Source organism: Nocardia sp. NPDC059195, assembly GCF_042754695.1.
In the GTDB taxonomy this organism is placed as follows: Bacteria; Actinomycetota; Actinomycetes; order Mycobacteriales; family Mycobacteriaceae; genus Nocardia.
Map to the genome: position 1 here is coordinate 1 of NZ_JBHZBG010000004.1, position 18,082 is coordinate 18,082.

The 18,082-nt window shown below is 65.6% G+C and carries 24 protein-coding genes; 9 read left to right on the top strand and 15 right to left on the bottom strand.

Annotated elements, in window-relative coordinates:
- Positions 1-105: 105 nt before the first annotated feature.
- The gene (locus ACFXKN_RS07095) at positions 106-1,965 is read left to right on the top strand and encodes a TerD family protein (protein ID WP_379432652.1); all 1,860 of its coding nucleotides are present in this window, start codon (positions 106-108) and stop codon (positions 1,963-1,965) included.
- Here the strand turns inward: ACFXKN_RS07095 and ACFXKN_RS07100 are convergent.
- Positions 1,962-2,252 carry a hypothetical protein gene (locus ACFXKN_RS07100; protein ID WP_378952251.1) on the bottom strand — a complete coding sequence of 97 codons (291 nt, stop codon included), beginning with the start codon at positions 2,250-2,252 and terminating at the stop codon, positions 1,962-1,964. The two genes, ACFXKN_RS07095 and ACFXKN_RS07100, sit on opposite strands and share 4 nt — an antisense overlap.
- Before the next feature lie 206 nt (positions 2,253-2,458).
- Between ACFXKN_RS07100 and ACFXKN_RS07105 the strand changes: the two genes are divergently transcribed.
- Positions 2,459-2,731: a hypothetical protein gene (locus ACFXKN_RS07105; protein ID WP_378952254.1), complete on the top strand. Its 273-nt coding sequence runs from the start codon at positions 2,459-2,461 to the stop codon at positions 2,729-2,731.
- A 165-nt stretch (positions 2,732-2,896) separates the two neighbouring features.
- Here ACFXKN_RS07105 and ACFXKN_RS07110 read toward each other — a convergent pair whose 3' ends face one another.
- The 7 genes from ACFXKN_RS07110 to ACFXKN_RS07140 all read right to left on the bottom strand — a co-directional run bounded on the left by ACFXKN_RS07110 (position 2,897) and on the right by ACFXKN_RS07140 (position 9,025).
- Positions 2,897-3,385 (bottom strand): FBP domain-containing protein, encoded by a 489-nt coding sequence (locus ACFXKN_RS07110; RefSeq protein WP_378952257.1) that lies wholly within the window; start codon positions 3,383-3,385, stop codon positions 2,897-2,899.
- A 91-nt stretch (positions 3,386-3,476) separates the two neighbouring features.
- Positions 3,477-4,712: a VWA domain-containing protein gene (locus tag ACFXKN_RS07115; protein WP_378952939.1), complete on the bottom strand. Its 1,236-nt coding sequence runs from the start codon at positions 4,710-4,712 to the stop codon at positions 3,477-3,479.
- Between the two features lie 52 nt (positions 4,713-4,764).
- Complete coding sequence (locus ACFXKN_RS07120) at positions 4,765-5,385, bottom strand: response regulator (RefSeq protein ID WP_378952260.1); 621 nt, start codon at positions 5,383-5,385, stop codon at positions 4,765-4,767.
- Positions 5,382-6,581 carry a sensor histidine kinase gene (locus tag ACFXKN_RS07125; protein WP_378952263.1) on the bottom strand — a complete coding sequence of 400 codons (1,200 nt, stop codon included), beginning with the start codon at positions 6,579-6,581 and terminating at the stop codon, positions 5,382-5,384. The genes ACFXKN_RS07120 and ACFXKN_RS07125 overlap by 4 nt, the downstream gene beginning before the upstream one ends.
- Positions 6,521-7,333 (bottom strand): ABC transporter permease, encoded by an 813-nt coding sequence (locus ACFXKN_RS07130; RefSeq protein WP_378952266.1) that lies wholly within the window; start codon positions 7,331-7,333, stop codon positions 6,521-6,523. The genes ACFXKN_RS07125 and ACFXKN_RS07130 overlap by 61 nt, the downstream gene beginning before the upstream one ends.
- Positions 7,330-8,256, bottom strand: coding sequence for an ABC transporter ATP-binding protein (locus tag ACFXKN_RS07135; protein WP_379432653.1), 927 nt, complete (start codon positions 8,254-8,256; stop codon positions 7,330-7,332). Before ACFXKN_RS07135 ends, ACFXKN_RS07130 begins: the two co-directional genes overlap by 4 nt.
- A gap of 91 nt (positions 8,257-8,347) precedes the next feature.
- A complete protein-coding gene (locus ACFXKN_RS07140; protein ID WP_378952272.1) occupies positions 8,348-9,025 on the bottom strand; it encodes a hypothetical protein in 678 nt (225 codons plus the stop codon).
- A gap of 42 nt (positions 9,026-9,067) precedes the next feature.
- Between ACFXKN_RS07140 and ACFXKN_RS07145 the strand changes: the two genes are divergently transcribed.
- From ACFXKN_RS07145 to ACFXKN_RS07155, 3 genes are all read left to right on the top strand, one after another.
- Complete coding sequence (locus ACFXKN_RS07145) at positions 9,068-9,688, top strand: TetR/AcrR family transcriptional regulator (protein WP_378952275.1); 621 nt, start codon at positions 9,068-9,070, stop codon at positions 9,686-9,688.
- 68 nt (positions 9,689-9,756) lie between these two features.
- On the top strand, positions 9,757-10,008 hold the full coding sequence (locus ACFXKN_RS07150; RefSeq protein ID WP_378952278.1) for a nitroreductase/quinone reductase family protein: 252 nt from the start codon (positions 9,757-9,759) through the stop codon (positions 10,006-10,008).
- Between the two features lie 59 nt (positions 10,009-10,067).
- Positions 10,068-10,259, top strand: a complete 192-nt coding sequence (locus ACFXKN_RS07155) for a nitroreductase/quinone reductase family protein (RefSeq protein WP_378952942.1) — start codon at positions 10,068-10,070, stop codon at positions 10,257-10,259.
- A gap of 85 nt (positions 10,260-10,344) precedes the next feature.
- Here the strand turns inward: ACFXKN_RS07155 and ACFXKN_RS07160 are convergent, their stop codons facing one another.
- A complete protein-coding gene (locus ACFXKN_RS07160) occupies positions 10,345-10,668 on the bottom strand; it encodes a hypothetical protein (protein WP_378952281.1) in 324 nt (107 codons plus the stop codon).
- Positions 10,665-10,925 carry a hypothetical protein gene (locus ACFXKN_RS07165; protein WP_378952284.1) on the bottom strand — a complete coding sequence of 87 codons (261 nt, stop codon included), beginning with the start codon at positions 10,923-10,925 and terminating at the stop codon, positions 10,665-10,667. Before ACFXKN_RS07165 ends, ACFXKN_RS07160 begins: the two co-directional genes overlap by 4 nt.
- Positions 10,926-11,009: 84 nt before the next feature.
- Here ACFXKN_RS07165 and ACFXKN_RS07170 point away from each other — a divergent pair, with 84 nt between their 5' ends.
- On the top strand, positions 11,010-11,888 hold the full coding sequence (locus ACFXKN_RS07170; protein ID WP_379432654.1) for an XRE family transcriptional regulator: 879 nt from the start codon (positions 11,010-11,012) through the stop codon (positions 11,886-11,888).
- Positions 11,872-12,345, top strand: a complete 474-nt coding sequence (locus ACFXKN_RS07175; protein WP_378952945.1) for an NUDIX domain-containing protein — start codon at positions 11,872-11,874, stop codon at positions 12,343-12,345. Before ACFXKN_RS07170 ends, ACFXKN_RS07175 begins: the two co-directional genes overlap by 17 nt.
- 149 nt (positions 12,346-12,494) lie before the next feature.
- On the opposite strand, the gene ACFXKN_RS07180 is transcribed toward ACFXKN_RS07175, so the two are convergent.
- The 3 genes from ACFXKN_RS07180 to ACFXKN_RS07190 form a co-directional block, all read right to left on the bottom strand.
- Entirely contained in the window at positions 12,495-13,286 is a 792-nt protein-coding gene (locus tag ACFXKN_RS07180) for an SDR family oxidoreductase (RefSeq protein ID WP_378952290.1), read from the bottom strand.
- Positions 13,287-13,370: 84 nt separating this feature from the next.
- Positions 13,371-13,946: a TetR/AcrR family transcriptional regulator gene (locus tag ACFXKN_RS07185; protein WP_378952293.1), complete on the bottom strand. Its 576-nt coding sequence runs from the start codon at positions 13,944-13,946 to the stop codon at positions 13,371-13,373.
- A gap of 137 nt (positions 13,947-14,083) precedes the next feature.
- Positions 14,084-15,103, bottom strand: a complete 1,020-nt coding sequence (locus ACFXKN_RS07190) for an aldo/keto reductase (RefSeq protein ID WP_379432655.1) — start codon at positions 15,101-15,103, stop codon at positions 14,084-14,086.
- Positions 15,104-15,229: 126 nt separating this feature from the next.
- Between ACFXKN_RS07190 and ACFXKN_RS07195 the strand changes: the two genes are divergently transcribed.
- The gene (locus ACFXKN_RS07195) at positions 15,230-15,823 is read left to right on the top strand and encodes a TetR/AcrR family transcriptional regulator (protein ID WP_378952302.1); all 594 of its coding nucleotides are present in this window, start codon (positions 15,230-15,232) and stop codon (positions 15,821-15,823) included.
- A gap of 32 nt (positions 15,824-15,855) precedes the next feature.
- On the opposite strand, the gene ACFXKN_RS07200 is transcribed toward ACFXKN_RS07195, so the two are convergent.
- Positions 15,856-16,746 (bottom strand): aldo/keto reductase family oxidoreductase, encoded by an 891-nt coding sequence (locus ACFXKN_RS07200; RefSeq protein WP_379432656.1) that lies wholly within the window; start codon positions 16,744-16,746, stop codon positions 15,856-15,858.
- 127 nt (positions 16,747-16,873) lie between these two features.
- Here ACFXKN_RS07200 and ACFXKN_RS07205 point away from each other — a divergent pair, with 127 nt between their 5' ends.
- Entirely contained in the window at positions 16,874-17,329 is a 456-nt protein-coding gene (locus ACFXKN_RS07205; protein WP_379432657.1) for a winged helix-turn-helix transcriptional regulator, read from the top strand.
- On the opposite strand, the gene ACFXKN_RS07210 is transcribed toward ACFXKN_RS07205, so the two are convergent.
- Positions 17,301-17,942: a TetR/AcrR family transcriptional regulator gene (locus ACFXKN_RS07210; protein ID WP_379432658.1), complete on the bottom strand. Its 642-nt coding sequence runs from the start codon at positions 17,940-17,942 to the stop codon at positions 17,301-17,303. The two genes, ACFXKN_RS07205 and ACFXKN_RS07210, sit on opposite strands and share 29 nt — an antisense overlap.
- Between the last annotated feature and the right edge of the window lie 140 nt (positions 17,943-18,082).

Genomic DNA, 18,082 nt, shown 5'->3' on the forward strand with positions numbered 1-18,082 from the left:
GGCTCTAGTCTCGAGCGCTAACCGGCGGCCCCTTGGGGCCGCGGACACGCGCGCGCCAGCGCGCCAATAAACACTGTCGGACCTTCATGACATCATGCGAGCACCATGGAACTACGCAAGGGTGCGCACGCGCCGGTCCCGACATCGCTTCTCGCCGTGGTCGTTTCATGGCGGTCGGCGCATGCCGTAGACGCGCATGCCCTGCTGGTCACCGAGTCGGGTCTAGTCCGTGCTGACCGGGACTTCGTCTTCTTCAACGCACCCCGCCACGCCTCCCAGGCGGTGACCCTGGACCAGGAGCCCGCCCCGGGGACCGCGCGACTGAGCATTTCGCTACCCCGCACCGAACCCGATGTGGCGCGCATCGTCGTCAGCGCGTCTCTCGACGACGCCACCTTCGACCAGCTTCCCGACCTCACCTTGACCGTGCACGCCGCCGACGGCCCGATCGCCCAGTTCACCATCGACGGCATCGAAGACGTGCAGGCGATGATGTTCGGCGAGTTCTACCGCCGCGACGGCCAGTGGCGGTTCCGTGCGATCGGCCAGGGCTGGTCCGGTGGGCTGGCCGGCCTGGCCGGTGAATTCGGGGTCACGGTGGACGAACCCGCCAGCGGACGCCCCGGCATCACACCCGACGACAGCTCGCGGGTGCCCGCGCGACCGAATCGGGCATCATCCGCCGACGCCGCGCGCACCGCCGATCGCGCACGATTCGCGAGTGTGCCGTCACGACACGACACGTCGACGTCTGCCGCCGATCTGCCCGACGCCGGCCACCGGGCGAACCGGTCGTCTCCCGGGTCTCCGAATCCAGCCGCGTCGCGGCACGACGGACCGACGTCGGCGCGCCCACCGGCCCTGTCCCGCCGCGTCATCGACGTGCCGCCCCCGCCGCCGGTCGACCCGGAGATCGCCGACTGGCACCCCGACCCGGAAACCCCCGATCAGCTCCGCTGGTGGGACGGCGACGAGTGGACCACCAGCGTCCATCCGCACATCCACGATCACCGAACCCGCTGCACCCGCTGCGGCAATCCGTTGCGGCGCAAGCTGTTCGGTGGTCACGGACCGTGCAAGAACTGTGCCGACGAGATCGAGGAATTCCTCACCCACTGGCGCAACCGAGCCAGGCGCGTCCTGGCGAGCACCGGCACGATGTCGGAGGAATGGACCGAGGTGTGGGCCGCCCTGCGCTTCCAGCGCATCGACGAGGAGCGCGGCCGAACACTACTGCGCGAGGCGGGCCTGACCCAGGTCGAGCGAATGGTCGCCTTCGCCTTCGCTGACGGTGAGGTGTTCGCCGACGAACTGGATGCCTTCGAACACGTCGTCAGCGAGCTGGCACTGTCCGGCGGCATCGTCGACGATCTGCGCCGCCGAATGCATCGCGGCCGCACCCTCTCCCGCTTGCGGGCCGGCGAACTGCCCACCGTCAACACCCCCGGCCTGCACCTGGACCCCGACGAGCGCGTCCACCTCGACCTGCCCGCCGTCCACATCCGCATGCTCGCCCGGGGCCCACGCAACACCGAGGGCCGGCTCATCGGCAGCTCCAAGAAGCTGCGCTTCGTCGGCGACGGCACCGGCATCGAGCTGCCGTGGAACCGGGTGGTGTCGGTGCATCCCGAGCACGGCACGGTCGTGCTCGCGGCGACCTCAGCACGCGGCGGCGCGACCTTCGGCGTCACCGACCCCGACTATGTGGCGGCGGCGCTGGAAGGTGCGCTGCGCGTGTCGAAACGCCTGGTCCTGACACCGGGGCAGCGCGACAGCCGCAGCATCCCCCAGGATGTGAAAGCCCAGGTGTGGCAGCGCGACGGCGGCGCGTGCGTCGAATGCGGCGACGGCCACTACCTGGAATTCGACCACATCATCCCGCTCAGCCGCGGTGGTGCGACGAGCGCGACGAACCTGCAGATCCTGTGCCGGGCCTGCAATCGCGCCAAGGGCGCGCGGATCTAGCCGAGGATCGCGTTCATGATGGTGCCGCCACTGGTGGCGACCACACCGCCGATCATGGCGCCCGCGATCATCTTCGGCGACTCCATCGCGCTACCGTTCCACTTCTCCCAGGCGAACTTTCCGCCGGCGACGGTGATGGCGAGCACGCCCGACAGGATCATGAACCAGGTCAAGTACTGGACCATTTGCATGATCTTGTCCGACAGCGGAGGCGCTTGCGGCGACGGGTTGCCGATCTGCGCGTACGTGGTGATGGTGTCGGCCATCGACGTCAGAATGATGCTCATAGCCTGCTCCCCTATCGCGTGACGCGAACTGCGTTCCAGCCCTGCCGTATTCGATCGTGGTCCAGGATACGGGCGCGAACCCCCTGCACACCAACAAAACCGATCGGTTCGGTCCAGATGGGCACCGACGCCGTCGCACATGACCGGATACCATCAGTGCAGAGTTCATCGTCGTTCCGTTCCTCCGAGCTACCGAGTGAGACCCCATGTTTCTGGCCGCCGTCACCGATACCTTGGCGCAGATCGGCAATCCGACCCCCGAAGCACCACCGCTCGCGGACAAGATCATGCAGATGGTCAGCTACTTGACCTGGTTCATCCTGCTGTCCGGCATCGTCGCCATCACTGTCGCCGGCGGAAAGTTCGCCTGGGAGAAATGGACCGGCGGCGCGATGCAGTCGCCGAAGATGGTCGCGGGCGCGATGATCGGCGGCGTCGTCGCCACCAGCGCGGGCACCATCATGAACGCGATGCTCTAGGTTTCCTGCTCCGCTCGGGACGGTCCGGGATCAGCCCGGGCCGCCTCGACCGGTCAGGAACGAATCGACCCGAGTCCTGTTGGGGATCAACAGAACTCGGGCCCCATGGTCTATCGAGTGTCGGCGCACAGCATCTACCTCCTGTCATCGCGCGGGTCGGGTCGGCTAGGTGTAGAGCCGGTCCACGAAGGCGTTCAGGTTTTCCACCACCCGCTCCGCCTTCTCTTCCGGCGTCAGATCCTCGCGATACCGGCTACCCATCGACGGCCGCTTCTTGTTGCGCGCGTACAGCGAGCAGGCCAGATCGGTGCACATGTAGCTGCCGACCGTATTCCCCTTGCGCCCCGACTCGCCCGTCTTGCTCGCGGTCATCAGCGAAACACCACCGCCGGAATGCGTGGTGAGGCAGATCGTGCACATCTGTGTCTTGCCCGACCCACCGGTCTCATGCCGCAATGCGACACTGACCAGCCCGTCCGCCCGCGGCACCGAGATATAACAGCGCCCCGCGTACGACGGGTCGGTCCACCCGAGGAAGTCGAGATCCTCCCAGGGGCGCTCACCCAGGTCACGCGGCACATTCAACCGCTTCGCGTCACCTTTCGAGCAGTTGACGAACGACGACCTGATGTCGCGTTCGGTAATCGGTTCCATGAGCTCGTCCTTTCAGTTTGCCGAACAGCAAACGGTAGACACGCTAACGATCCTCGCGACCAGCGACAACTCGATTTCTGACGAGGGTTGCCTACGCCGTCACGATCCCCGCGGCACGGGCGGCGCGCAGCCAGTCCGGGAATTCGCTGAGCAGGAGGCGGTAGAGCTCGGCGTCGTCGACCTTGTCGATGTCGGCGAGAGCGAAGAAGCCGGCGTTGTCGACGATGCGGCCGTCGAGTTCGTCGAGAGTTCGCAGGACGCCGAAATTGGCCGTGCCGAGGCCGATGAACTGCCAGAACGCGGGCAGGTGGGCGGCCTCGCGCATGAGAGCGGCGATCTCACGTCTTTTCGCGAAGCCGCCGTCGGTGAAGAACAGCACCAGCGTCGGCTCAGCGGTGAGGCTGTCGATGACCGCGCGCATGATGGGCAGTTCGTCGTTGCGGCCGCCGATCCCGTCGTAGTCGATGCCCTGGTGGGTGCCCTTGAGGTGCAGGTAGGTCCGCGCCCACTGCTCGCCGCCCGCCACGGTGATATCGGGCAGCTTCGCGTAGGTCAGCGCGTAGAGGTAGGCCTCCAGGGTGCCGTCGTCATCGAGCTGGGTGGCAACCGGGATCATCCGCTCGACGACCCGATGCACGGTCGCGCCGCTGTACATCTTCTGCATGCTGCCGGTCTTGTCGATGACCAGCACCACCCGCGCTCTGGCTCCGAAAGCGCCTTTGTCGATCAGCACCTTCGCGACGTCGCGTTTGCGCATGTCCAGCTTCTGCCGCTTCTCGAAAGACAGCGCCGCCTCCCCCGGCACGGTGCGAACTTCCGGCACCGCGACAACGCCCGGCTCGTCGTCGACGCTCACCCCATGATCGGTGACCAGGTCGGCGAACCCGCCCGCGTAGCCCTGCCCGACCGCGCGGACCTTCCACTGTTCGCCCCGGCGATACAGCTCGAGCGCGATCACCACCGACTCACGACCGAGCCCCTCGATCACATACTCGTGCAACACAGTCCCGGCACGATCAGCCACCGAAGCGACCGGAGACGCGGCACTTCCGAACGTATCGCCTTCTGCCGCAACGGTAATCACCGCGCGGATCTGCGCGATATCACCCGGCACGGCGCCCAGCGAAACCTCGAGTCCGGCACCGTTCAACCGGACACCCGGCGCCTGTGGCTGATTGAAGAAGACGAAGTCCGCGTCCGAGCGAACTTTCCCCGCATCGGTCACCAACAGTGCCGAGAGATCGGCCGCGACCCCGCCCCGAACAGACAGCACCACCTCCCCCGAATCCAAGCTCGCGTTCTGCCCTTTGACCAGCGCAGCAGCCATCGCCATCCCTCTCATCGCAGCCGTAATGCCCCACACCCTAGGCGAATACGGGCTAGATCCAGCCCTTCTCCCGAGCTTTGAGTGCGGCTTCGTAGCGATTGGACACGCCGAGCTTGGTCATGGCCGAGGACAGGTAGTTGCGGGTGGTGCCGGGCGAGAGGTGTGCGCGTTTGGCGATGTCCTCCACGGAGGCACCGTCGGCGGCGAATTCGAGGACGTCGGCCTCGCGGGCGGTGAGGACGGTATCCCCCGCGCTGATGGCTTCGGCCGCGAGTTCGGGATCGACGTATCGGCCACCGTTGTGCACCGACCGGATAACCTCAGCCAGCGTCGCCGCCGAGGTCGTCTTGGGCAAGAAACCTCGCACACCCGCGGCGAGCGCGCGCTTGAGATAGCCGGGCCTGCCATGGCTGGTGACGATCAAAGTCCCTGCGCCAGGGGTGATTCGGAGCAGTTCGACCGCGGTGTCGATGCCGTCGATGCCCGGCATCTGCAGATCGATGACGGCGACCGCGACCGGCTCACCACCCTCGGCCCGACGGCGCCACGCGGCGAGGAGCTCGGCGCCGGAGCCCACGTGGGCGACGACATCGAGATCGGGCTCCAGCCCGAGCATCGTCGCCATGGCGGCGCGGATGAGAGTTTCGTCGTCGGCGAGGAGTACGGGAATCACTGATTCTCCCAATGGATTTCGAGGATGAACTCGTCGCCGGAGGTGGCGATGTCGAGGGTCGCGCCGACCGCGGCGAGGCGTTCGCCGAGCCCACGCAGCCCGGATCGTTCACCGATCGAACGCTGCGGACGATCGTTGCGCAGCGACATGCCTGACGCGCCGAGTGTGAGAGTCGCGGTCGTCGCTGCCGAGTGCTCGACGATATTCGTGGTGCCTTCACGGACCACCCAGGCCGCGACCTCATGGAATGCCGCGGGCACCTTGGCCGCGTCACCCTCGACGACGAGTTCGCACCCCGCCGCCGACAGCAGTGATCGTGCCCCAGCCACCTCCCCGCGCAGGTCGATATTGCGGTAGCCGCGCACCAGGGTGCGCATCTGTCCCATCGATTCGACCGCAAGCGTTCTGACCTCTTCCATCTCCACGGTCGCCCGATCGCGGTCGCCTGCTCGTGACAGCGCCACCGCCAGTTCACTTTTCACCGCGATGGCGGAGAACCCGCGGCCGACGACATCGTGCAGGTCGCGAGAGAAACGCAGCCGTTCCTCGGCGACCTGCAGCTGCGCCTCGACCCCTTTGGTCCGCTCCAACTCGTCGATGATTCCCAGCGCCCACACGGTGAGCAGTGTCAACACGATCGCGAACGCCCCCGCGAGCAGCAGCGACGCGGTCCCCTGCAGTCCGGCCACCAGCGGCGCTCCCAGCACCGGCGGGGTAATCACACTGAGGCCGATCAGAATCCACCACTTGTGCCTGGCGAACGCGACGACGGAGAAGATCGTCAGCAAGGCCGCGGACACACCGACAACGCGTGCGCTGACGACAGTCGACTCGCCGCCGGCGAGGTGGGCAACGACTCCGCTGACCACCCAGAGCGCGGCCAGGACCGCGGTGGCGAGCGGCAGCATCCGCGGCCGTGCCACCACACCGGGGACGGTCGCGAAAGCGGGTTGCGCCTCCACCGCGACCATCGCCGCGATGCCGGCGACGACGATCATGAGCACCGCCACCACCGAGCCCGCGGAGACCGCCAACGCGGCTGCCAGACCGGCGATGGCCGCCTGGAACGTGAGCCGCGAGTAGAGCCGGTACTTGGCCGACCCCGACAGCTCATGCCACCAGGCGGTCGCGCGCATCACCCGCGGTCGTCCCAGCGGAAGCTCTTGCGGGTCAGCACGAGCGCGAGAACGGTCCATAGCGCCAGTGTCGCAAACGGCCGGCCGGATTCGATGACGGTGTCCGCGAAGCTGAGGGCGGCGTCGGATTCGGCGACCGCCGACAGCTTGCCCGCCGTGCCGAGGGAGATGAGATCGGAGACGGCGGCGAAGGGAGTCCAGTCGGCCACCTGCGCCAGCCGGTCGGGCAGCACGGTGCGGATGGAGGCCATGCCGAGCATCGCGATGATCATCACCGGCAGCGAGGTGATCTGCGCGGCCTCGGCGTTCTTGGTGTACGCGCTGGTCGCCAGGGCAAGCAGCGAGAACAGCACCGTCCCGCCGATCAGAGCCACGGCGATCGCGAGGGGGTTGACGGGGGCGGGTGTGCCGGTGCCGTAGACCACCACGGTGACGACAGCGGTGCACGCGAGGGTCATGATGGCGCCGGGTATGGCCGGGGCGAGCTGGATCTGCCAGTCGGCGGCCTCACCTGTGCGCAGCCGTTTCAGCACACCTTCGCTGCGGCGAGTGGTCACCATCGAGAGCACCGAGTAGTACTGGACGAACAGCAGGGCGAGCAGCGCGAGCATTTCGAAGGCCACCGCCGCCATCGCCGTTGTCGGCTCGGCGTCCTTGCGGGCAATGAGGAAGGTGACCAACGGAATTCCGATCGGGAACACCGTGGCCATGTAGACAAGGGTCTTGTTGCGCCGGAACTGCAGCCACTCGGCCTTGGCGAGAGCGGTGAGTGGTCGGCGGCGAAATCCGCCGGCGGGCAGGGTGGTAGTCATCGTGCTCCGATCAGGGTGGGAGTGGTTGCCTCGGCGATATCGAGAAAGACCGATTCCAGCGATGCGGCACGCGCCTCGAGTCCGGTCAACCGCACGCCTGCTTCGCGTGCCCAGCCGAGCAGTTCGAACAGGTGGCCCTGTAAATCATTGGTGCTGATGGTGACTCGCGCGTGTGCGTCGACGCGGGCGCCGCGAAACTGCGGCACGGGCAGTCCGGGGTGGTCGAAGGCGATGCGCGCCGGGTGGTCCTCGACGATGTCGCGCAGCGTGCCCCTACGGGCGATCGCCCCCTTGTGCATGATCGCGATCTGATCGGCGAGTGCTTCGGCCTCGTCCAGATAGTGCGTGGTGAGAACCATCGTCACCCCCGATGCTTTGAGGTCGGCGAGCAATTGCCAGGTCCCACGCCGGCTTTCCGGATCGAGGCCGGTGGTCGGTTCGTCCAGGAACAGCAAGCGCGGTTGTCCGAGCAGGGCGCACGCCAGATCGACGCGGCGCTGCTCACCACCCGACAGCGAGCCCACTCGCACGCCCGCGCGATCGGTCAGGCCGACCTGTGCCAGCACGGCGTCGGCGGTGGTCGGATCGGTGCATGTCCCGCGCCACATTTCGAGGGTCTCGGCGACGGTCAGCTCGGCGGGCAGCCCACCGGACTGCAACATGATGCCGACCCTCGGGCGGACCTGGTCCCGGTGCCGGAGCGGGTCGAGCCCGAAAACTTCGACCTCGCCCGCCGACGGGGCGATGAGCCCTTCCAGCATGTCGAGCGTCGAAGTCTTGCCCGCGCCGTTCGTCCCGAGCAGCGCGAACACCTCCCCCTCGTGCACCTCGAGGTCGACACCTTTGACGGCTTCGAATGCGTCGTCGCCGCGGCCGTATGTGCGGCGCAGCCCGCGTGCGGTGATGACGTCTGTGTTTCTCATGCCCTCTACGGTGGTCGACGCGAGGCGTTACCAGTAGTAAGCGCAGTCACCGATCCGCGATGGGAATCGCACGGGTCGGGCATGACAAAAGTCATCGCTGCTTGTTCGTGCGCAGGAGCGCAATGCCGTAGGCGACGAACCAGACCGCCCACAGCAGCCAACCGGACAAGCCGATGAGACCGAGTGGGCCGTCGTGGTCGATAATCAGGGGCGCGATGCTGGCTGCGGTGAATTGCAATGCGGCAGCAAGGAATCCGATGACGGCGTGCCATGTCTTCACCAGACCGCCGTGCCGACCGGCGATGGTCAGGCCGACCAGCGCTGTCGCGAGGAAGGTGCCGTTCAGCGCGAGCAGGGCGTCTTGCAGCGCCCACAGCGCCGCACCTTCCCCACTCGAAGCGCCCAGGGCATAGCGTATTCCGACGATCACGGTGAAAGTCGCATTCTGCAAGAGCAATCCGGCGAAGCCGACCAGCGACCATCCTGTGCCCGCCGTCCGCTCGGCCGGGCGCAGCGCCGCCAGCACGCCTGCGCCGAACAGCACGGCACAGAACCATCCCAGCGGTACCGGGGCCATCGCCAGCGCGACGAGGTCACGGTGGTCGACGAAGAACGCGACTGCTGTGCGAGAGTCGGTACCCGGCTTCGGCAGTCCCGCTGGTGCCAAGATCAGGTTGGCCCCCAGGATGACCAGCGCGAACCCGATGCCGGCGAACCCCGCGGCCCGCTGAAACCGCACACCGCTCGACAGATTAGATTTACCACTCACATTTTTAATATAGGTACCGTAAAACGAAAGGGGAAACCCCCGATGGCGACCGACCCACCCCGCCGCCGCTACGACTCGCTTCGCCGCAGTCTGCAAGCCCAGGCGACCAGCACCGAGATCGCCCAGGCCGCCCGCCGCCTCTTCGTGGAGCAAGGCTGGGCGGCGACTACAGTCCGCGACGTGGCTCGCGAAGCAGGCGTCTCCGCCCCCACCGTCTACTCTGCCTACGGCAATAAAACCGGCCTCATCCAGGCAATAGTCGACGCCGCCGACCTCTCCGCCGACGCCCCCCGAATGCTCGACACGCTGGAATCCGCCGCAGGCGACCCGCGCGCGCAACTGGCCGCCATGGCCGCCTACGACCGCCGCCTCTACGAACGGGCCGCCGACGTGATCGCCCTGATCCGCGAAGCAGGCCGCACCGAACCCGCCCTGGCCACCACCTACAGCGACGCCCGCCACCGGGCCGACCGAACCCGCATCGAGGTCTTCACCTCATGGCCCCCCGGCACTCTCCGCGAAGACCTCCCCACCTCGGTCGACATCTACGCGGCCCTCTGCACCATCGATGTCTACACGACCCTCACCACCGAACGGGGCTGGTCCCCCGACCGAGTCGAATCCTGGTGGACCACAACCCTTGCCCGCGAATTGCTCGCTTGACTATTCACCCTCCGCCGACCGAGAATTCATCTACTATAGGCCGTAGTAGACCGAACACTGGAGGGGCAGTGAGTGATCCGAACCATGCCGATCCGGGCAAGAGGTCGTTGGTGGCACGACTGGTGGAATCGTGCTCCCAATTCGTGAACAAGCGCGGCATCTACCTGGGCCGTCGGTCGACGAAACTCCATGTGGCCCTGTACCGCCGGACCGGCGGCCGACTGGGTGGGCGCATGCCCGGCTGGCCCGGTGCCCGAATCCTGCTCCTCGACCACGTCGGCGCCAGGACCGGCACCCACCGAACATCACCCTTGATGTAGTCATCGCCATAGCCGCATCCAAAGCCGGCCAACCAACCCACCCAGCCTGGTTTCACAACCTGAAAGCCAACCCGGGCACCATGATCCGAATCGGCCATCGGTCGCACCCCGTCCGAGCCCGCGTAGCAACCGATGAGGAACGAAACCTACTGTGGCCGGAGTTCATCGAGTTCTTCCCGAGCTACGACTTCTACCAACGCAACGCAGGCAACCGCAGAATCCCGATCGTGATCCTCACGCCGCGCGGGTGACTGCACCACCATCACTCCGACAGCGTTGACGGGCGCTTCGAGGTCGGCGCTGAGTAGGTTGTCTGATTCCTCGCGCATCACGTAGTCACCGTAGCGCTCCGGCTGACGAATATGATCTGGCGTAGGTGTTCTCGTCATTGACGGTGATCACGTCGCAGGTTCGGACGAGGACACCCGGCAGTTCGGTGCCGAGGTGCGCGAGGTGGGGCGTGAAGACAGCATCGGCAGCGGTCCGGTGAGCAGTAGCGATCAGTCGGGTGATCGGGTCTGGGGTTCTTGGGGTGAACACGATGGTTTTCGCGAGGTCGTAGCCGTATCGCATGGCCAGGGAGCGGATTCGGATCTCGTCCCAGTTCTGTGCTGTTCCGGAGATGTCGGATCGCAGGTATCCGATGGCGATGGGTTTCATCCGGCGAGTGCCGACCGGGGAACGTCGAGCATGGCTTGGCCGGTTGGGGTGTTGGTGTAGGCGTGGCCGCAGGTCGACAGTTCCCAGGCTTGACGGTGGGTGACTTGGCGGAGTAAGCCGTTGAGATGGAGGGTGCGTAGTGCTCGTCTCGTTCGGCGGATGGAAAGTGCTGTGTTATCGGCTATCTGGCGATCGGTGAGTTGCCCGCCAGGCTGCAGGATTCGGAGGACGAGTGCTTGGTCGAGCAACGTGGTCATCGACGTCTCCCGTCGGTCAGGTCTGTTCTCGGATACATGAGAGATGTTCGTCCGTAGATCACGTCGCCCCCTTGGCTGTTGGTCGTGCACGGTGATCTGACGGTATTGCTCCGAGTCGGGCACCTGAACTACGTCCGGGACATTTCAGCAGACATTTCAAAGGTGCTGGTATGTCCAGGAAATGCGCCGTATGGTTCGAGCATGGCCACCCGTTTGGAATCGGCGATGCTTCGTGCGCGACTGGATTCGGTTGCGCTAGCGGATGCTGTCGGTGTCGACGTGAAGACCGTCAACCGGTGGCTGTCCGGTCGTGTCCCGCATCGGCGCACGCGGGCGTTGGTCGCGCGGGTTCTTGATGAGACCGAAGATCTGTTGTGGCCGCAGACTCGCCCTGATCTCGCAGTGGGTGGGGCGGCGACTGCTGAGGTCCAGGGTACCTACGCTCATCGGGCAGATATTCCGAACGACCTGTGGACCTCGCTGATTCTCGGGGCCGACGAGCAGATCGACATCGTCGGCTATGCCTACCCGTTCGTGCTGGAACTGCTGCCGGATGCGGCGGACATTCTCGCCGCCAAGTGCCGCAACGGAACTCGCATCCGACTAGCGTTCGCGGATCCGGACTGCCCGCACGTGGTCGAGCGTGATGCGCTGGAACAGATGAACGGAACTCTTGCCGGCAGAATCCGCAACGCGCTGAACATGTTAGGTCCGCTGACCGATACGCCAGGTTGCGACATCGGTCTGCACACCAGCCATCTCTACAACTCGGTGTTCCGGTTCGACGACAAGATGATCGTGACGCCGTATCTCTTCCGTGCCCGCGGATATCAGCACCCGGCGCTCCATCTGCGGAAGCTGTCCCAGCACGGGATCTTCTCCTCGTTCGCCGAGCAATTCGAACAGATCTGGGGTTCGGCGACCCCCTATGCGCAAGGACTTTCGCATGAGCTCACGGCGTGACTACTACAAGGACCCGAGCGCCCCAAAGGCCACCAGCCTCGTGCCCGGCGGTTCTGTTCTGGTCACGGACGGTTCCGGGCGAATCTTGATGCAGCGCAGGGGCGATTCCGGGAATTGGTCGCTGCCAGGGGGTGCCATGGAGATCGGTGAAACCCTCGAAGAGTGTGCGGTTCGGGAGACGAAGGAGGAGACCGGACTCGATATCGAGATTACGGGTCTCTTGGGTATCTACACCGATCCGGAGCACGTCATCGAGTATGGGGACGGAGAGGTGCGGCAGGAGTTCGCCGTCACCTATCTCGGCCGGTTTTTGGGTGGCGAAATCACGATAAGTAGCGAATCGACTGAGGTTCGGTTTGTCGGTGCGGATGAGCTGGCCGAACTGCCGGTGCACCCCACCGTTCGGCTGCGGATCGGACACTTCGAGGAACACAGAGTGGTGCCGTACCTCGGTTGACAGTGGGCTGCGAGACGGTCAAAACAACGCGCGGAGCATCCTTCTCTTCCCCTGTGACCCTCGCTATTTCGGCACGATCGGCACCGAGATTCCCCAGCGCTCGATCGACGACCGGATCGTTGCCGCGGAACGTGGACAGGATTGCTGCGCTAGACCGTCTTGATCACGCCGCCATCAGCCAAATAGTCGGCGCCCGTGAGATTTCCGGAAACTGGAGAAGCGAGGAAGGTGACCAGCGCCGCAGTCTCACACGGTTCGGTCAGTCGGCCGGTGGTGATGCCCATTTGAGCGGGGGCCTGAGCGAGGAATTCATCAAGGGTGACCCCGTTTTGGGCGGCGACGTCTGCGGCATATCCGTCAGGGTCGGACCAGTTGCGGGTACGAGTAGGGCCCGGGGAGACGGTGAGGGCGCGGAGACCCTGCGCTCCGAACTCCTCGGCGAGAGCTTTGGTGAGGTTGTTCAGCGCGGCTTTCGCGGTGCCGTAGTCGACCGGGCGAAAGGCTGCACGGGCGCCGATCGACGAGATGTTGATGATCACGCCGCGCTGCCGGAGCAGGCTGGGTAGAGCTTGGCGGGTGACCCGGACCGTACTGAAGAGGTTGAGCTCGTACGTGCGCTCCCAAGCGTCGTCGGCGATGTCGAGGAAGCCGCCGACGTCGATACTCCCGGGGACCACGCCGCCGACGTTGTTGATCAGGAGATCGATCTCGCCGAGGATCGCGGTGGCACGTTCGATCAAGATTGCGGCCCCGCTCGGGGCGGCCAGATCGACGGCCACCGCGCTGACAGCGTGTTCGAGCTCGCGGAGTTCGGCGGTGACGGTGCGCGCGGCGGCAACCACGCGCACTCCTTCGGCGCTGAGTGCCCGGACGATTTCCAGGCCGATACCTTTGCTCGCTCCGGTGACGACGGCGGTCTTGCCGACGAGTTGCAGATCCACGATATCCCTTTCTTGAACTAAAGTTACAGAATTGAGGCAGCACACAACTCCAGCTGACGGTCGACAATTGAGCCGGTCAGTGGGCTACAGTGCGCGCATTGCCGTCTCGACCAATCCGGCGAGCCGGGCAGGACGCGGGTCGGCCTTCGCCAGCACCCGCATACCGTTGATAGTGGTCAACAAGAAGGTGGCGGCGGTTCGCGAGTCCAGGTCCGCGCTGAATTCCCCAGCGCGTTGCCCCTCCTCGACGGCACCCCGAAAAGCCTCGTGCTGGCGGTCGAAAATGCGCCGCACGAGCAGGCCGACATCGTCGTCGTCACCTAGTTCGATGGCAGTATTCGTGACCAGGCAACCGCCACGTTCGGAGTCGGCGCAGGCGGCGTCGAGGACCATGGTGAGCGCGGTATGCACTCGATCCCGCGGCGAGCCAGGGCCGTCGAGGAGATCGATCATCCGCGCAGCTTCTTTCGCCTGATAGAGGCGCAGCGACCGATCGAACAGATCACGCTTGCCCTCGAACGCGTTGTACAGACTGCCCCGGCCGATGCCGATCGCATCGAGGAGATCCTGCGGCGTGGTGCGGGCGAATCCCTTACGCCAGAACACCTCCATCGCTTTCGCGACCGCATCGTCGGGGTCAAAGCCTTTTGTCCGTGCCACGGGTCCGACCGTAGTTATTCTGTAACTGTAAGTCAAATACCTCGGCCGGTCCCCGCGGACATCCGCAAGACATGCGCCGATCAGCCCGTCCTGCCACCCATCGCCACTTGTTCCACCGGGTCTCGAAGGGTCGGAATTCAGCGGCGACGCAGGGAGGCGTCGAGCAGAGATGGTGGGGTGTCATGCTTTTCGTGCGGCGCGAGGTCGACGCCGGGGGCGACGATTGCATCGATGGCATCGAGCACCTCAGCCGACAATACGGTGTCGGCCGCGGCCAGTTGAGAGTGCAAGTGGTCCATGGTGCGTGGGCCGATGATCGCGCTGGTCACAGCCGGGTGGGCGGTGACGAAACCTAGTGCGAGTTGAATCAGAGTCAGGCCTGCCTGGTCGGCCACTTTGGCGAGTTGTTCGACGGCGGTCATCTTGGCATGATTGGCCGCGATGGCGGTGTCGTAGCGGTCAGGCATGAATGTTGAACGGCTGGTAGATATTTCACGGTCGGCACGGATCGCACCAGAGAGCCAACCCGAGGCCAGTGGGCTCCAGGCGAGCACGCCGAGGCCGCAGTCCTCGGTGACCGGCAGGACGTGGGTTTCGATGCCGCGCTGCAGGATCGAGTAGGCGGGCTGTTCGGTGACGTAGCGGCTCAGGTGGTGTTCTTTGGCGGCCCACTGCGCCTGCACGATGCGGTAGGCGGGAAACGTCGAGGATCCGAAGTAGCCGATCTTGCCTGCGCGCTGCAGATCGGTCAGTGCCGAGAGGGTTTCCTCATCGCTGGTTTCGGGGTCCCAGCGGTGGATCTGATAGAGATCGACATGGTCGACGCCGAGTCGGCGCAGGCTGTTGTCGAGCGCGGTGGTCAGCCAGCGGCGCGAACCGCCGCGATGGTTGCGCTCCTCGCCCATCGGCATGCTCGCCTTCGTGGCCAGCACGATGTCGTCGCGGCGGCCCGCGATGGCCTTACCGACCAGTTCCTCGGATTCGCCCTGGCCGTACATGTCGGCGGTATCGATGAGGTTGATGCCGCCGTCGATGGCGACGTCGATCATGGCGGTGACCTCGTCCTGCGTGGACTTTCCCAGCTTGCCGAAGTTCATCGCGCCGAGCACGAGCGTGCTGACCTGAACGCCGGTACGACCCAGAGTGCGGTACTGCATGGCGGTTCCTCCCAGATGAGCTTGGTTCGGCTCGCCGATTCTGGCATCCTCAACCAAGCGGAACGATGTTCCGCTAATCAACATACGGAACACTGTTCCGTTTGCCAAGAGGGAGATTTCGCGACCGTGGTCGACAACCCGGCCGAGGCACCGCGCAAACGCGCCGACGCCCGGCGCAACCAGCAAGCGCTACTCGACGCTGCCGCGGCAGCGTTCATCGCCTCCGGCGTCGATGTCCCCGTCCGCGAGATCGCCACCAGGGCAGGCGTCGGCGTCGGCACCATCTACCGCCACTTCCCCACCCGAGCCGACCTCATCGTCGCCGTCTATCGCCACCAGGTCGAAGCATGCGCCGAAGCGGGCCCGGCCCTCCTGTCCACCCACAGCTCCCCCCACGCCGCACTCGGCGAGTGGATAACCCTCTTCACCGACTTCCTCACCACCAAACACGGCCTGGCCGAAGCACTTCAGTCCGACGCCACCACCTTCGAAACCCTGCACACCTACTTCCTCGACCGCCTGGTCCCCACCTGCGCCAACCTGCTCACCGCCGCCACCACCGCAGGCGAAATCCACCCCGGCACCGATCCCTACGAACTCCTCCGCGCCGCCGGCAACCTCTGCATCGGCGGCAGCACACCCCGCTACAACCCGCGCCGAATGGTCGCCCTACTCATCGCGGGGCTGAGCGCGAAGTCGACGCAACGAAACGAGCCCTAGACCATCCGATCTTCGTGACGTGCGGTCCACTGTCACAGCTGGGGGTCGGCCGGGCGGGTGAGGTCGTCCAGCTCTGCCAAGTCCTCATATGCGAGAGAGAGGCCGGCGCCTGCGACGTTCGCACGCAGGTGCGGCACCTTCGACGTACCGGGGATGAGCAGAATGTTCGGTGAACGCTGCAGCAGCCAGGCAAGCGCGACCGACATCGAAGTCGCCCCCAGGCGGCGGGCGACCGCCGAGAGCGCCGAGGACTGCAGCGGACTGAACCCGCCGAGCGGGAAGAACGGCACATACGCAATGCCCTCGGAGGCGAGCCGGTCGATGAGCTCATCGTCGTGGCGGTGGGCGAGGTTGTACATGTTCTGCACACACACGATCGGGGCGATGCCCTGCGCTTCGGCGACCTGCTCGGTGGTGACGTTGCTGACCCCGAGGTGGCGGATCAGACCGTCCCGCTGGAGCTCGACGAGAGTCCCGAACGCCTCGGCGAGCGAACCCGGCTGCGGCCCTTCGGCGTCGCCCATCCGCATGTTGACCAGGTCGAGCACCTCGACCCCGAGCGCCTGAAGGTTCTCGTTGACCTGCTTGCGCAGGTCTTCGGGTCGCCGGGCTACCGGCCAGCCACCCTGTGCGTCACGGTTCGCGCCAACCTTGGTCACTATGCGCAGTGAATCGGGATAAGGGTGAAGCGCCTCTCGGATCAGCTCGTTGGTTATCCGCGGCCCATAGGCGTCACTGGTGTCGATGTGGGTGATCCCCAGTTCGACGGCCGCACGCAGGACGGCCAGCGCACCGTCGTGATCGGCAGGCGGGCCCATGACCCACGGGCCGGCGAGCTGCATGGCACCGTAGCCGAACCGGGTGACCGTCAGGTCGCCGAGGGCCCAGGTGCCGCCGGGAAGAGAAGTCGCAGATGTACTCACGTGGTGCCCTTCGTCGTTCGCTCGAGGGTGGCGCTTTCCGCCTCCGTGGACCAGTATCGGAGAGTAACTTCCCGTGAGGAAGTAGGCACTTTGGAGTGCGTAACCCACCCGAAGGAAGGCACGATCCGTGACTCAGACGGCGGCTCAGAAGAAGGCGCAGGCAAAGGTGGAATACAACGCGTTCCTGGCGGCATGCCCCAGCCGCCAACTACTCGACCGAATCTCCGACAAGTGGGTCGTCCTGATCCTCTGCGCGCTCGGCGGCGACGGCTCGCCCGTTCCCGCTCCAACAGACGCCCCCAAGGCGATGCGCTACTCCGAGATCTCTCGACTCCTGGTGGGTGTCAGCCAGAAGATGCTGACCCAAACACTGCGATCGCTCGAACGTGACGGCTTACTCACTCGCACCGTGACGCCGACCGTCCCGGTCACCGTCACCTACGAGTTGACCGATCTCGGCCTCTCGCTCCACCACCTGACGCGCGGCCTCAGAGCCTGGGCCCAGACGCACATGACCGAGGTGCTCGCCAACCGCGAAAGCCACGACACTCTGGTCAGGTCGCGATTGCCTGGGGCCGAGTGAACAGCCGCAGTGATTGCTCGACGACGGCGTCGCGGGTTCGGCCCTCGGGGTCGGCGTCCGGACGTAGCCAGATCGAGGCGTGGTTCAAGATGCCGTGTAGGCAGTGCAGTGCGACCGACGGATCCGGGCAGTCGAACTCGCCCGACGCGATGCCGCCGTCGATGACCTCCCGGAAGATCCGATCGTGGCGCCGACGCATGGTCTTGATGGATTCGCTGTGCTGCTCGGGCCAGGGTGCGGGGAACGAGAACAGTTTGCCCACTTCGGGATACAGCACTGTCAGGACACGCAACTGCTCGGCGATGAGGTCGCGTAGCTGCTCGGTCGCGGACAGTGTCGAGGCAGCGTCCAGGGCCTTGCTCAGGTGCGTGAGCACGTCAGATGTCAGTTTCTCCAATGCGGCGGAGACCAGCGCGTCTTTGCTCGGAAAATAGTGGTAGAGAGTGGCTTTCGCGATATCGGAGCGCTCGGCGACGTCCTCGAACCGCATCCCCTGGTAACCGACGCCGGACAGGATCTGCAACGCGGCGACGATCATCTCCGCCTTGCGTCGATCGCGCCGCCGCTCCGCGCGCCCGGCAGGCGCGACGCTCTCGTCCGTGCTCGAAGTCATCGCCCGATCCTATCGAGGTGATCGTCGAAGCGCCTACCGCGTTTCGCGCGGATAGACCGAGAGGTCGATTGGTCGACCCACCTGAAGCCCTCGGCTCGCCTGCCACCAACCACTTGGACGGTAATTCGACTTGCTCGATC

Coding starts and splice junctions, on each gene's coding strand:
- ACFXKN_RS07095 (WP_379432652.1), top strand. CDS start 106: ATGGAACTACGCAAGGGTGCGCACGCGCCGGTCCCGACATCGCTTCTC.
- ACFXKN_RS07100 (WP_378952251.1), bottom strand. CDS start 2,252: ATGAGCATCATTCTGACGTCGATGGCCGACACCATCACCACGTACGCG.
- ACFXKN_RS07105 (WP_378952254.1), top strand. CDS start 2,459: ATGTTTCTGGCCGCCGTCACCGATACCTTGGCGCAGATCGGCAATCCG.
- ACFXKN_RS07110 (WP_378952257.1), bottom strand. CDS start 3,385: ATGGAACCGATTACCGAACGCGACATCAGGTCGTCGTTCGTCAACTGC.
- ACFXKN_RS07115 (WP_378952939.1), bottom strand. CDS start 4,712: ATGGCTGCTGCGCTGGTCAAAGGGCAGAACGCGAGCTTGGATTCGGGG.
- ACFXKN_RS07125 (WP_378952263.1), bottom strand. CDS start 6,581: ATGGACCGTTCTCGCGCTCGTGCTGACCCGCAAGAGCTTCCGCTGGGA.
- ACFXKN_RS07130 (WP_378952266.1), bottom strand. CDS start 7,333: ATGACTACCACCCTGCCCGCCGGCGGATTTCGCCGCCGACCACTCACC.
- ACFXKN_RS07135 (WP_379432653.1), bottom strand. CDS start 8,256: ATGAGAAACACAGACGTCATCACCGCACGCGGGCTGCGCCGCACATAC.
- ACFXKN_RS07145 (WP_378952275.1), top strand. CDS start 9,068: ATGGCGACCGACCCACCCCGCCGCCGCTACGACTCGCTTCGCCGCAGT.
- ACFXKN_RS07160 (WP_378952281.1), bottom strand. CDS start 10,668: ATGAAACCCATCGCCATCGGATACCTGCGATCCGACATCTCCGGAACA.
- ACFXKN_RS07165 (WP_378952284.1), bottom strand. CDS start 10,925: ATGACCACGTTGCTCGACCAAGCACTCGTCCTCCGAATCCTGCAGCCT.
- ACFXKN_RS07175 (WP_378952945.1), top strand. CDS start 11,872: ATGAGCTCACGGCGTGACTACTACAAGGACCCGAGCGCCCCAAAGGCC.
- ACFXKN_RS07190 (WP_379432655.1), bottom strand. CDS start 15,103: ATGCAGTACCGCACTCTGGGTCGTACCGGCGTTCAGGTCAGCACGCTC.
- ACFXKN_RS07210 (WP_379432658.1), bottom strand. CDS start 17,942: ATGACTTCGAGCACGGACGAGAGCGTCGCGCCTGCCGGGCGCGCGGAG.